Consider the following 12,965-nt stretch of genomic DNA (forward strand, 5'->3'; position numbering starts at 1 on the left):
TCCTTCGGGGGCGATGAGTTGGTTCACGCGCCCGATCCATGTTCGCAGCGGCATTTCCCTATTTGCCGCCCGATTGGTACGTCGCCCTCACGACGGCCTTTGGGCCGGATAATTCGGCAAACGTCTTCTGCTGATCGAGCCAGGCGTGATAGTCGCTCTCTTCCTCGATGATCACCTTGGCCCGCATTTGATAATGAGCGGCGCCACATAGTTCCGCGCAGAGAACATCAAAGGTCCCGGTTCGGATCGGCCTTATCCAGAAATAGGTGACCATGCCTGGGACCATGTCCATCTTGGCCCGGAACTCCGGCACATAGAAATCGTGCAGGACATCGACGGAGCGGAGCAGAACCTTGACGGGCTTGCCGGTTGGAAGATGCAGGTCGCCGTTCTCGATCACGACGTCGTCCTGGCCATGCGGATCGCTGCGATTGAGGCCCATCGGATTGTCTGGACTGATGTTGCCGACGTCGGACGTGCCCAACCGACCATCCTTCCCCGGCAAGCGGAAGCTCCATTGCCATTGCTGGCCCATGACTTCGATCTCGGTGGCGTCTGCGGGCACCGTCACGAACTGGTGCCAGACGACCAGGCCGGGTGCGAGCATGGCGGCGACGCCGATTCCGGTCCCGATACTGAGCCACCATTCAAGCTTTTTGTTTTCGGGATTGTAGTCTGCCTGTCTTCCCTCCCTATGGTGGAAGCGAAAGACGCAATAGGCCATGAATGCAACGACCGCGGTAAAGACGAATCCGGTGATCCAGAATGTGATGTTGATCGTCTGGTCGATGTAGCTCCAGTTAGTGGCAATGGGCGTCCACCACCACGGGCTGTAAAGGTGAAACAGCACCGAGCCGATCGCGACCAGAAGCAGTATCAGTGCGACAGCCATCCTGATCCATCCTTGCCATCGAAGGCTGCGCCATCGAAGGCTGCGGATACGAATCCAGGGCGAAGCTCACATTGGTCGCGATGGCGGACTCTTCTGTTGTGCTGGCATCTATACTGACATATGCGCCATCGCCGCGCCTCTTGTCTCGCCCATTCAACCGGTCGCGACATTCAAGAGAAAGATCGCGACCGCTCACTGCTGGGGGCGTCTAGGTTTTTAAGATGATCCCCCGCGAACCCGACGTCAATAGCATGTCAACGCGCTTAGCTGGCGCGACGATCCTATCGCGGTGCAAGCTGGCGAGCGCCAGTTGCATTCTCGATGTGATGCATCGCACAAATATGCGAAACACAATTCACCAAGTGGGAGCGCTGGTCATTCCGAGTCGCCCGCGCTAAGCTTGGGGCGCAGGTCGCGACGGGTTTTGTCCGGCTAAGCTCCTTCCTCGTTGAGCCTGGAACTGCCGTATTCGGCTCGATCGCGTCTCCCGCACATAAAGGCGGATGCGCGCGGCCGGAAAGCGCGCGGTTCGCCGCGGCGACTTCAGCAGAGGAGGGTGTGTCCATGGCCACTCTTTATTCCAACAACATCGTAAAACGGCACCTGTTCGGCGAGGCGGTCTCTTATCCCATTCGCAAGATCGGCTTGTCCGACCTGAGAGAGGTGCTGCGCCTGGGCTGGGAGGATTTCCAGGCGATGCCGAGTCACGCGGTCGTTGTATGCCTGATTTATCCCGTTCTCGGTCTCGTCCTGTTCAGGATGGTCCTCGGCCATTCGGTCCTGCCGCTGCTGTTTCCGCTGGCGGCCGGATTTGCCTTGATAGGGCCCTTTGCCGCGATCGGTCTCTACGAACTCAGCCGTCGCCGCGAGCGCGGCGAGGAGGTCGAGGCGTGGGACGCGATCAAGGTTTTGCGTGCACCGTCCTTCGGCGCCATGCTCGAGCTCGGCGTTCTCTTGCTCGTCCTGTTCGGGGCCTGGATCGGCGTCGCGAACGCGATCTATGTCGCCATCTTCGGTCACGCGGCGGCCGCAAGCATTCCTGACTTCGCAACCCGCGTGCTGACGACGCCGGAAGGATGGTCGCTCATCATCGTCGGTTGCGGTGTCGGCTTCCTGTTTGCCGTCGCGGCCCTATGCGTCAGCGTCGTATCGTTTCCATTGATGCTCGATCGGCATGCGACGGCGATCGATGCGATCCGGGCCTCCCTGCGGGCGGTGGCGGCCAATCCGGTTGCGATGGCGGGGTGGGGGCTGGTCGTCGCGGCACTGCTCGTGATCGGCTCACTGCCGCTCTTCGTCGGTCTCGCTGTCGTCCTGCCGGTGCTCGGTCATGCCACTTGGCATCTTTACCGGAGGGTGGTCGAGCCGAATCCGAATCCACCTGATGAACCGCCGCCGCCCCCGAAGGGGCGGCGCTATGCGGCGGACTTTCCGGCCAATCTCTTCCCGTGGAGCCGCGAGGGCGAGCAGTAACAGCAAGAGGGCCGCTCCCGGCGGCCCTCTGGGCTCGAGATTGGTGCAGAATTATTGCTTCGGTGGGATGAAGGTCGGTCCGACCGAACGGATCGGCTTGTTCTCGGTGGTGGCAGCGGTGCCAGTATCGGCGGGCGGTGCGGCGGCCGGTGTGCCGGCCGTGGCCGGGGGCGGCGTTGCGCCCTTCTTCGCAGCCGTGGCAGGCGTGCCCTTGGTGAGCTGCCGCTGCTGCATCTTCTTGGCACTCTCCTCGGTGACGATGATGTCACCCTGCTGCTCGGCCGACGCCTTGTCGTCGGCCGATTTCAGCGCGTCGGCCCAGGTCTGGCCCGCGGCCTTGCAGGAGCAGGACGGGTTGAACTCGCTGCGGAATTTGAACGCGGTCGGCAGCGCCGTGTAGGGCTGGCCGCTGGTGGAGACCGCGGAGTTCATGTCTTCGCCGGGATTGCGATGAGTGTAGAGCACGGCTTCGGCGGCCGGGCACAGCGCCTTGCAGGTCTTCTCGTCGTCGGGGAAGCGCGCGGGCACAGTCGCAAACGAGACCGGGAAGTACGCACCGTCGCAGGTGCGCACGCACACGGTGCGATAGGTGCCTGATTGCGGGCCGAGATCGGAGGGCGGCACGCCTTGTGGACTGTTGGGGTTGTTGCCGCCGAACAGATTGCTGAGGAAGTTGCCGCCTTGCGACTGCGCGGCGTTGGCATATTGCGGTCCGCAATTGTTCTGCGCTAGCGCCGCCAGCACCGAGCGGCGCTGGTTGTCGCGCTCCGGACTGAACCCGCCGGGACCGCCGCCGCGCAGGCGTTCGAGATTGCCGGTGATCTGGTCCAGATTGGCGCGCATCTGCTGGATCTGGGTGTTGACCGGACCGCATTGCGCCGACTGGCCGCTGAACAGCGAGAAGAAGCCGGAGGAATCGCAGCCCATGCGCTTGGCTTGCATGGTGACGCGGTCGAGCTCGGCCTGCTGCCGGGCCTGGGACTCCTGGTAGCGGCGGATCTGGTCTTCGCGCGCGGGGTCACCGCCGCCACCACTACGATCGAGCGCGGCGAGCTGGCCCTCCAGTCGCACGCACATCGGATTCGGTCCAAGCCCGTTCTGGCCGGGCTGAGGCGGCGGCGGCCCGGGCGGGCCGGCCTGTGCGAAAGCGCCGGTGACAAGCACGACCGTGCTCAGGAGCACGGTGCAGGCAAGGAGGAAGCGAGCTCGGGGGAGAGACAAAAATTCAGGCATATCCGCCATTCTAGCGAGGTCACGGCCACGCGTGATTTGGGGGGCCGAAGCGCGCCCTCCCATAGCCGCTTCCTGCGGCATCGTCACGTCGTTTCAGCGGCTAAAGATTGCGCCTAACGTACGCCAGTTCCGAGCGAATTCAGCGCTGGCAGGTGATTGCGACATATTCGTCGCAATGGCCATGGGAGCAGTTTGCGCCGGATTTGGGGACAGAGCCGGTAATTTCGTCGGGATCGACCCGGCGATAGGCCGAAGCCTGGGCAAAATCGCGTGACTGGCAATAGGTACGCGCGACCTGTGCGCCGCATTTCTCGCTTTTGGCCAGGCACTGGTCGACGCCGTAGCCGTCCGCCTGGTTGGGAATGATGAAGACGCGGGTCTCGGCAAGAGCGCTGGATGCCGCAAGGATGGAGGCGCAGGAAATGAGCGCGAGCAATAATCGCATGAAAACACCTGGGCGCAAAAAGGCGGAACCGCCGGCTCCAGAGTGGGCTCAAATGGTTAAGGATGATGAACAATCGACGTAGGGCGGCCGCGCAATGCGGGGATAAAACGGCATTTTCGCGGCTCCCTTGACGCGTGGGCCCTTCGTGGCCCATATGTCGCCGCATGAACGGTCTCCTCGCCATTTGCGCAATTTGCCGCGAGATTATTAGCTAGCGATTCGCTGGCTGGAGCCGTCTTTATCTCAAAAACATTGAGAGCACTGGACGCCCGGCCAACAGCCGACGGGTATCCATATGGAATTGCGCCTCTACGATACGCTGAGCCGGGAAAAGCGCACCTTCGTGCCGCTCGATGCGAAGGACGTCCGCATGTATGTCTGCGGACCGACCGTCTATGACTTCGCCCATATCGGCAATGCGCGGCCCGTGATCGTGTTCGACGTGCTGTTTCGGCTGCTGCGCCATCTCCATGGCGAGGCCCACGTCAAATATGTCCGCAACATCACCGACGTCGACGACAAGATCAACGACCGCGCCGCGCGCGATTTCCCCGGCCTGCCGCTGAACGAAGCGATCCGGAAAGTCACCGAGCAGACCGGCAGGCAATTTCACGCCGACGTCGATGCGCTCGGCGCGCTGCGGCCGAGCGTCGAGCCGCGCGCGACCGAGCATGTCGCCGAAATGCGCGAGATCATCGAAAGGCTGGTCGCCGGCGGCTTTGCCTATGTCGCCGAGGACCATGTGCTGTTCTCGCCGCAGGCGATGAACGCGGCCAACTCCGTCCTGCCGCGCTATGGCGCGCTGTCCAATCGCTCGCTGGACGAGATGGTCGCCGGCGCCCGCGTCGATGTCGCGCCCTACAAGAAGGGCAATACCGATTTCGTGCTGTGGAAACCCTCCAAGCCGGGCGAGCCGTCATGGCCGTCGCCGGCCGGCATCGCCGCGCAGGGGCGGCCGGGCTGGCACGTCGAGTGCTCGGCGATGGCCTGGAAACATCTCGGTGAACATTTCGACATCCATGGTGGCGGCATCGATCTCGTGTTTCCGCATCACGAGAACGAAATCGCGCAGACTTGCTGCGCCTTCCACCGAGAGCGCATGGCGAACTACTGGATGCACAACGGCTTCCTGCAGGTCGAGAGCGAGAAGATGTCGAAGTCGCTCGGCAATTTCGTCACCATCCACGAGCTGCTTGCGGACTGGCCGGGCGAGGTGCTGCGCCTGAATATGCTCAAGACGCATTACCGCTCGCCGATCGACTGGACCATGAAGTCGCTGGAGGAGAGCGCCAGGACGCTCGACGACTGGTATCGCGTCGCGGCCGACGTCGCGCCCGGCCAGCCGGCCGCATCCGTGGTCGAGCCGCTGCTCGACGACCTCAACACGTCGCTCGCGATCGCGGCATTGCACAGCCTGCGTGGCACCGATGTCAGCGCCCTGGCGGGGTCGCTGCGTCTGCTCGGCTTCCTGTCCGAGAGCGCTGCGCAATGGGAAAGCCGCAAGCAGCAGGCAACTGGCGTCGACGCCGGCGAAATCGACCGCTTAATCGCGGCGCGCGCGGCTGCGCGTGCGCAAAAAGACTTTAGGGAGTCCGACCGCATTCGCGACGAGCTCGTCGCCAAGGGCGTGGTGCTCAAGGATGGCAAGGACGCCGACGGCAAGCCGGTGACGACCTGGGAGCTGGCGTGATGGCACATGCGCTTCCAAAGCCTGGCTTGCGGCCGTTCCTGCTGGAGGACGTGCCGGTTCTCGCCGCGATCTTCATAGCAAGCATCGAGGAGCTGACCGGCGACGACTACAGCGAAGCGCAGCAGCAAGCCTGGATGGCAGCGGCGGAGGACGAAGAATTCGGCAACCGGCTCGCCTCCGACCTGACGCTGATCGCAACGCTGGAGGGATCGCCGGTGGGCTTCGCGTCGCTGCGCGGCAAGGATCATATCCACATGCTCTATGTGCATCCGGCCGTGGCCGGGCAGGGCCTGGCGACGATACTCGTCGATGCGCTGGAAAAGCTTGCCGGCGGCCGCGGCGCGGACAAGCTGACGGTCGACGCCAGCGACAACGCGCAGGGCTTTTTTGCCAAGCGCGGCTATGTCGCCATGCAGCGCAACAGCATCACCATCAACGACGAGTGGCTCGCCAACACCACCATGCAGAAGACGCTCGGCACCGGACCCGCGTCGGGAGCACTGCAATGAGCAAGGAGCGCCTCTATCTTTTCGACACCACGCTGCGCGACGGCGCGCAGACCAATGGCGTCGATTTCACGCTGAAGGACAAGCAAGTCATCGCGGCGATGCTCGATGATCTCGGCATCGACTATGTCGAGGGCGGCTATCCCGGTGCCAATCCGACCGACACCGAGTTTTTCGGCACCAAGCCGAAGCTCGCGCATGCGCGATTCACCGCCTTCGGCATGACGCGCCGGGCAGGGCGCTCGGTCTCCAACGATCCCGGCGTCGCTGGGCTACTGGAGGCGAAGGCGGACGCGATCTGCTTCGTGGCGAAGGCCTCAGGCTATCAGGTGCGTGTCGCGCTGGAGACGACGAAGGAGGAAAATCTCGCCTCGATCCGCGACAGCGTCGGGGCGGCCAAGGCCGCCGGCCGCGAGGTCATGCTCGACTGCGAGCATTTTTTCGACGGCTTTAAGGAAGATTCTAGCTTCGCGCTCGCCTGCGCCAAGGCTGCCTATGAGGCCGGCGCGCGCTGGGTGGTGCTATGCGACACCAACGGCGGCACCATGCCGAACGAGATCGAGGCCATCGTCACCGAGGTGGCAAAGCACATCCCCGGCGATCATCTCGGCATCCACGCCCATAACGACACCGAGCAGGCGGTGGCGAATTCGCTCGCCGCGGTGCGCGCCGGTGCGCGGCAGATCCAGGGCACGCTGAACGGCCTTGGCGAGCGCTGCGGCAACGCCAATCTCTGCTCACTGATCCCGACCTTGAAGCTGAAGCATGAATTTGCCGACGCCTTCGAGATCGGCGTCACGTCCGAGAAGCTCGCGACCCTGGTCAAAGTCTCGCGCACGCTCGACGACATGCTCAACCGCGTGCCGAACCGGCATGCGGCCTATGTCGGCGAGAGCGCCTTCGTCACCAAGACCGGCATCCATGCCTCCGCCGTGCTGAAGGATCCGCAGACCTATGAGCACGTCCTGCCTGAATTGGTCGGCAACCACCGCAAGGTGCTGGTGTCGGACCAGGCCGGCCGCTCCAATGTCATCGCCGAGCTCGACCGCGCTGGCATCGCTTACGAGAAGAGCGATCCGAAGCTGACGCGGCTGGTCGAGGAACTGAAGGAGCGCGAGGCGCAAGGCTATGCCTATGAATCCGCCAACGCCTCGTTCGAGCTTTTGGCGCGCCGCACGCTCGGCAAGGTGCCCCATTATTTCGAGGTCGAGCAGTTCGACGTCAATGTCGAGCAGCGCTACAATTCGCACGGCGAGCGCGTCACCGTGGCGCTCGCTGTCGTGAAGGTCGACGTCGCCGGCGAGCATTTGATCTCGGCGGCTGAAGGCAACGGCCCCGTCAATGCGCTCGACGTTGCGCTGCGCAAGGATCTCGGCAAGTACCAGAAATACATCGAGGGTTTGACGCTGATCGACTACCGCGTGCGTATCCTCAACGGCGGCACAGGCGCGGTCACGCGCGTGCTGATCGAGAGCGAGGACGAGAACGGCGACAGCTGGACCACGGTCGGCGTGTCCCCGAACATCATCGACGCCTCGTTCCAGGCGCTGATGGATTCGGTGATCTACAAGCTGGTGAAGACGGGGGCGCCGGCGTAGGGGATAGTGAGGTGAGCTATGGCGGCGCCATAAAACGTCGTCATTGCGAGGAGCGAAGCGACGAAGCAATCCAGACTGCTTCCGCAGAGCCGGTCTGGATTGCTTCGCTTCGCTCGCAATGACGAGGAGAGAGGGGAGCGCGACCCATGATCGACCACATCTCCGTCGGCGTGAGCAACCTCGAACGTTCCGCTACATTCTACGAATCGACGCTCGCGACCCTCGGGCTCACGCGCCTCGTCACGCGACCGCGGACGATCGGCTTCGGCAAGGCCTATCCCGAATTCTGGATCAATCTGCGCGAGGGAATGACGCACGTCACGCCAGAGAGCGGCGTGCACATCTGCCTGCGGGCCAAGACGACCGCCGAGGTCAATGCATTTCACGCTGCAGCGCTGTCCGCCGGCGGTGCATCCGACGGTGCGCCTGGTATCCGCCCGCACGACCGCGTGCGCTATTACGCGGCCTTCGTCATCGATCCGGACGGCAATCGGATCGAGGCGGTGACGTTTCCTGCGGACTAAAGCTTGCGCGCCACTTCGGGAGCGAGCTTCTTTTCCGCTTCGTCGATCTGTGCCGCAGCCGCCTTCAGCTTCGGCAAAATCTCTTCGATCCGATCAGCCTTGAGGATATCGACCGAAAGGCCGGCGCGGATGAACTCGGTCTGGCGCATGTGCGACAGCAGCGAGAACAGCGGCTCCCAGAAATTGTCGATGTTGGCGAGCAGCACCGGCTTGGCGTGACGGCCGAGCTGCTTCCAGGTCAATTGCTCGACCAACTCCTCCAGCGTGCCGACGCCGCCCGGCAGCGCCACGAAGGCGTCGGAGCGTTCGAACATCAGCCGCTTGCGCTCGTGCATGTCGGGAGTGACGATCATCTCCTGCACACGCGTCAGCGCGTTCTCGCGCATCCGCAGGAAGTCGGGGATGATGCCGGTGACCGTGCCGCCGTGATCGAGCACGGAGGTCGCGACCGAGCCCATCAGGCCGAGCGAACCGCCGCCATAGACCAGGCGGATGTTGTTCTCGGCGAGGGACTTGCCGAACGCCTTGGCGCCTTCGGTGAAACGGGGATTGGTTCCGGGGCCGGAGCCGCAATAGACACAGACGGTTTTGATCGTGCTCATTGGTGCCATGATGCATTGCAGCGAAGAGGCGTCAAGCCCCATCGGTGATTCGGGGCGTCCGGAAATCTACCGGTAAATGGCGGAAAACGATCGGAGATTCGCCATCTGGCGGGGTGCGCTGGCATCGGGAAGGCTCTATATGACGAACGAAAATCGCAAATCGTACCGTGCCCGCATCCGGCGGGCCTTTCAGGCTTTTTGATGGACCAAGCTCAATCGTTCGACGGCGCCGACGTTCCTGATCCTCCCGCCGTGGGACCATTGGAGCGGGCCACGCTGATGGGCACGCTGGCGCATCTGTGGCCCTATATCTGGCCCGGCGACCGCTTCGACCTGAAGATGCGCGTGGTCTGGTCGATGGTGCTGCTGCTCGCGGCCAAGCTGATCACGCTGACGGTTCCTTTCAGCTTCAAATGGGCGACCGACGCGCTGACAGGGGCCAACACCGCGCCGGTGCAGGCGGACAATTGGCACCTCTGGGTGATCGCCTCGCCATTGCTGCTGACCGCCAGCTACGGCGCGATGCGCATCGTGATGGCGGTGCTGACGCAATGGCGCGACGGCATTTTCGCGCGCGTTGCCATGCACGCGGTGCGTAAGCTCGCCACCATCACCTTCATTCACATGCATGAACTCTCGCTGCGCTTTCATCTCGAGCGCAAGACCGGCGGTCTGACGCGCGTACTCGAGCGTGGCCGCGAGGGCATCGAAGTCATCGTGCGCATGGTGATCCTGCAGCTGATCCCGACCATCGTCGAGGTCTCGCTCCTGATGGCCGTGCTGCTCTGGCAGTTCGACTGGCGCTACGTGGTCGCAACCCTGATCACGGTAACCGTCTACATGTACTATACCTACATCGCCACCGAGTGGCGGATCGGCATCCGCCGCAAGATGAACGATTCCGACACCGAGGCAAACACCAAGGCGATCGACTCGCTGCTCAACTACGAGACCGTGAAGTATTTCAGCGCCGAGACCCGCGAAGCGCAGCGCTATGACAAGTCGGTCGCACGCTACGAGGAGTCGAGCGTTCAGGCCTATACCTCGCTTGCGGTGCTCAACACCGGCCAGGCCGTGATCTTCACGCTGGGGCTGACCGCGACCATGCTGATGTGCGCGATCGGCGTGCGCAACGGCACCAACACGGTCGGCGATTTCGTGCTGGTCAACGCCATGATGATCCAGCTTTACCAGCCGCTGAACTTCATGGGCATGGTCTATCGCGAGATCAAGCAGGCGATCATCGACATCGAGAAGATGTTCAACGTGCTGGGACGCGAGGCCGAGATCAAGGACGCGCCCGACGCGAAGCCGCTGGTGGTCTCGGCCGGCACGGTGCGCTTCGAGGACGTGCGCTTTTCCTATGAGCCGGCCCGGCCGATCCTCAAGGGCATCAGCTTCGAGGTGCCGGCCGGCAAGACGGTCGCGATCGTCGGCCCGTCCGGCGCGGGCAAGTCGACCATGTCGCGGCTTCTGTTTCGCCTCTATGACATCTCCGGCGGCAAGATCCTGATCGACGGCCAGGACATCCGCGAGGTCACGCAGGCCTCGCTGCGCGCCTCCATCGGCATGGTGCCGCAGGACACCGTGCTGTTCAACGACACCATCCGCTACAACATTCGCTACGGCCGCTGGGACGCCAGCGATGCCGAGGTGGAAGAAGCGGCGCGGCTGGCGCAGATCGACCATTTCATCCGCATGTCGCCGATGGGCTACGAGACCCAGGTCGGCGAACGCGGCCTGAAACTATCCGGGGGCGAAAAACAGCGCGTCGCGATCGCGCGCACTGTCTTGAAGGCGCCGCCGATCCTGGTGCTGGACGAGGCCACCTCGGCGCTGGACACCCACACCGAGCACGAGATCCAGGGCGCGCTCGAGCGCGTGGCGAAGAACCGCACATCGCTGGTGATTGCCCATCGGCTCTCGACCATCGTCGGCGCCGACGAGATCATTGTGCTGGACCAGGGCCGCATCGCCGAGCGCGGCACCCACGCAAAACTGCTCGCGGAGGGGGGCCTTTACGCCAGCATGTGGAACAGGCAGCGCGAGGCCGAGGCGGCGCGCGAGAAACTGGCCCGGATGGCCGACTCCGGCGAGGCGCCCAACCGGGAGCCGCCGTCGGTCCAGGATGTCCTGACGACGCCTGCGGCGGCGGAGTGACCTTGTCTCCGGTCCCTACTCTGGCCTAAACAACACCACCGCGCGGGACGACCTGCGCCATCAACCCTGAGCGGCAGATAGCGATGTCCATTCTCGATTCGATCCAGCGTCAGATCCCGCCGATCCACAAGGAGGGCTATCCCTTCATCGGGGGCTTTGCACTGGCAAGCCTCATCCTGTTCTGGCTGTGGTCGCCTTTGGGGTGGATCGGCACTATCCTGACCGTGTGGTGCGCGCTGTTCTTCCGCGACCCCGTGCGCGTGACCCCCGTCCGCGAGGGGCTCGTGGTGTCGCCGGCCGACGGCCGCGTCTCGATGATCACCATGGCGCTGCCGCCGGCCGAGCTCGGGCTCGGCGACCGGCCACTGCCGCGCGTCTCGGTGTTCATGAGCGTGTTCAACTGCCACGTGAACCGCAGTCCGATCACGGGCAGGGTGGACCGTATCGCCTATCGGCCCGGCCTGTTCATCAATGCCGAGCTGGACAAGGCGAGCGAGGACAATGAGCGCAACTCGCTGGTGATCACGACGCCGACGGCGCGGATCGGCGTGATCCAGATCGCAGGGCTTGTCGCCAAGCGCATCGTCTGCTTCGTCAAAGAGGGGCAGGCGATCGGCGCCGGTGAGCGCTTCGGCCTGATCCGCTTCGGCTCGCGGCTCGATGTCTACCTGCCGGTGGGCACCAAGGCGCTGGTCTCGGAAGGGCAGACGGCGATCGCCGGTGAGACGATTCTGGCCGATCTCACCGGGGACGACCCGAGCCGCGCCTATCGCTCCAATTAACCAATAAGGCGGTCCAGGGGCTTTCCGCCGCAATGGCGGAGGGGAACGCAGCTTGCTATATCTCGCCTCAAGGTGAGGACGAGCCAATGACGCCCTATGATTTCAAGGATCCTGACGTGCGCCGCCGGCGGTTCCGCCCGATCCCGGTGCGGATGCTGGTGCCCAACGTCATCACGCTGCTGGCGATCTGCGCCGGCCTGACCTCGATCCGCCTGTCGATCGAGGGGCGGATGTCACTCGCAGTCTACGCCATCGTGTTCGCGGCCTTGCTCGACGGCATCGACGGCCGCGTTGCGCGCCTCATCAAGGGCCAGTCCAAATTCGGCGCCGAACTCGACAGCCTCGCCGACTTCGTCAATTTCGGCGTCGCTCCCGGCCTGATGCTGTACTTCTGGCAGCTGCACGAGCTCGGTAATGCCGGCTGGATCGCGGCGATGGTGTTCGCGATTTCTGGCGGCCTCCGACTGGCGCGCTTCAACGCCACCATGGACGATCCCAACAAGCCGGCGTTCGCCGCCAATTTCTTCACCGGTGTGCCGGCGCCGGCGGGCGCGATCACGGTGTTGCTGCCGATCTATGTGGCGTTCCTCGATCTCGGCCGGCTGCCTGCGGCGGTGACGGCTGCGTATACACTGCTGATCGCCTTCCTGATGGTGTCGCGCCTGCCGGTGTTCTCCGGCAAGACCAAGCGCATGCGCGTGCCGCCCGAGCTGGTGCTGCCGGCCTTCGTCGCGGTGGTCGTCTTCATCGCGATCCTGATCGCTTATCCCTGGCACGTACTCTCGGTGGGCACGGTGTTGTATCTCCTTGCTTTGCCGCTCGGCTACAAATCCTATCGCGACCAGCGGCGCGCGCTGGAAGCCACCGCGCCGTCGGGAGGCGAGGTCTCGTCGCCGCCGTCGGCACCGACGCTGGCTAACCTGTCGGAGCCGCCGCACGAGGACGACCGACCCGGAAGCCTGCACTGAGCGGCAAGACACTGAGCAGCAAGAGACTGAGCAGCAAGACTCGGATATCTGCCATGAGGCGCCCTGAGTTGGGTTGAGGCCGGATCTCGGCT

12 protein-coding genes are annotated in these 12,965 nt (G+C 63.8%); 8 read left to right on the top strand and 4 right to left on the bottom strand.

Annotation, left to right across the window (positions count from 1 at the left end; all coding sequences use genetic code 11):
* Nucleotides 1-58: 58 nt before the first annotated feature.
* Nucleotides 59-892, bottom strand: a complete 834-nt coding sequence (locus ACVWYI_RS16530; protein WP_247340812.1) for a cytochrome c oxidase subunit II — start codon at nucleotides 890-892, stop codon at nucleotides 59-61.
* Between the two features lie 564 nt (nucleotides 893-1,456).
* Here ACVWYI_RS16530 and ACVWYI_RS16535 point away from each other — a divergent pair.
* Nucleotides 1,457-2,365, top strand: coding sequence for a DUF2189 domain-containing protein (locus ACVWYI_RS16535; RefSeq protein WP_456662629.1), 909 nt, complete (start codon nucleotides 1,457-1,459; stop codon nucleotides 2,363-2,365).
* A 51-nt stretch (nucleotides 2,366-2,416) separates the two neighbouring features.
* Here ACVWYI_RS16535 and ACVWYI_RS16540 read toward each other — a convergent pair whose 3' ends face one another.
* On the bottom strand, nucleotides 2,417-3,607 hold the full coding sequence (locus ACVWYI_RS16540) for a DUF2865 domain-containing protein (protein WP_456662630.1): 1,191 nt from the start codon (nucleotides 3,605-3,607) through the stop codon (nucleotides 2,417-2,419).
* A 130-nt stretch (nucleotides 3,608-3,737) separates the two neighbouring features.
* Nucleotides 3,738-4,043 (bottom strand): hypothetical protein, encoded by a 306-nt coding sequence (locus ACVWYI_RS16545; protein ID WP_354103817.1) that lies wholly within the window; start codon nucleotides 4,041-4,043, stop codon nucleotides 3,738-3,740.
* 295 nt (nucleotides 4,044-4,338) lie between these two features.
* Between ACVWYI_RS16545 and cysS the strand changes: the two genes are divergently transcribed.
* The 4 genes from cysS (at nucleotide 4,339) to ACVWYI_RS16565 (ending at nucleotide 8,361) form a co-directional block, all read left to right on the top strand.
* Nucleotides 4,339-5,733, top strand: a complete 1,395-nt coding sequence (cysS, locus tag ACVWYI_RS16550) for a cysteine--tRNA ligase (protein WP_354103816.1) — start codon at nucleotides 4,339-4,341, stop codon at nucleotides 5,731-5,733.
* A complete protein-coding gene (locus ACVWYI_RS16555) occupies nucleotides 5,733-6,242 on the top strand; it encodes a GNAT family N-acetyltransferase (protein ID WP_456662631.1) in 510 nt (169 codons plus the stop codon). The genes cysS and ACVWYI_RS16555 overlap by 1 nt, the downstream gene beginning before the upstream one ends.
* The gene (gene cimA, locus ACVWYI_RS16560; RefSeq protein WP_456662632.1) at nucleotides 6,239-7,837 is read left to right on the top strand and encodes a citramalate synthase; all 1,599 of its coding nucleotides are present in this window, start codon (nucleotides 6,239-6,241) and stop codon (nucleotides 7,835-7,837) included. The genes ACVWYI_RS16555 and cimA overlap by 4 nt, the downstream gene beginning before the upstream one ends.
* A 146-nt stretch (nucleotides 7,838-7,983) precedes the next feature.
* Complete coding sequence (locus tag ACVWYI_RS16565) at nucleotides 7,984-8,361, top strand: VOC family protein (RefSeq protein WP_456662633.1); 378 nt, start codon at nucleotides 7,984-7,986, stop codon at nucleotides 8,359-8,361.
* Here ACVWYI_RS16565 and ACVWYI_RS16570 read toward each other — a convergent pair.
* The gene (locus ACVWYI_RS16570; protein ID WP_247345475.1) at nucleotides 8,358-8,963 is read right to left on the bottom strand and encodes an LOG family protein; all 606 of its coding nucleotides are present in this window, start codon (nucleotides 8,961-8,963) and stop codon (nucleotides 8,358-8,360) included. The two genes, ACVWYI_RS16565 and ACVWYI_RS16570, sit on opposite strands and share 4 nt — an antisense overlap.
* A gap of 201 nt (nucleotides 8,964-9,164) precedes the next feature.
* On the opposite strand from ACVWYI_RS16570, the gene ACVWYI_RS16575 reads away from it, so the two are divergent.
* The 3 genes from ACVWYI_RS16575 to ACVWYI_RS16585 all read left to right on the top strand — a co-directional run bounded on the left by ACVWYI_RS16575 (nucleotide 9,165) and on the right by ACVWYI_RS16585 (nucleotide 12,873).
* Nucleotides 9,165-11,123, top strand: a complete 1,959-nt coding sequence (locus tag ACVWYI_RS16575; RefSeq protein ID WP_247345477.1) for an ABCB family ABC transporter ATP-binding protein/permease — start codon at nucleotides 9,165-9,167, stop codon at nucleotides 11,121-11,123.
* 77 nt (nucleotides 11,124-11,200) lie between these two features.
* Nucleotides 11,201-11,905: a phosphatidylserine decarboxylase gene (locus tag ACVWYI_RS16580; RefSeq protein WP_346730951.1), complete on the top strand. Its 705-nt coding sequence runs from the start codon at nucleotides 11,201-11,203 to the stop codon at nucleotides 11,903-11,905.
* An 86-nt stretch (nucleotides 11,906-11,991) separates the two neighbouring features.
* Nucleotides 11,992-12,873: a CDP-alcohol phosphatidyltransferase family protein gene (locus ACVWYI_RS16585; RefSeq protein WP_354046579.1), complete on the top strand. Its 882-nt coding sequence runs from the start codon at nucleotides 11,992-11,994 to the stop codon at nucleotides 12,871-12,873.
* The last annotated feature ends 92 nt before the right edge of the window (nucleotides 12,874-12,965 follow it).

The organism is Bradyrhizobium sp. LB13.1 (genome assembly GCF_054056815.1).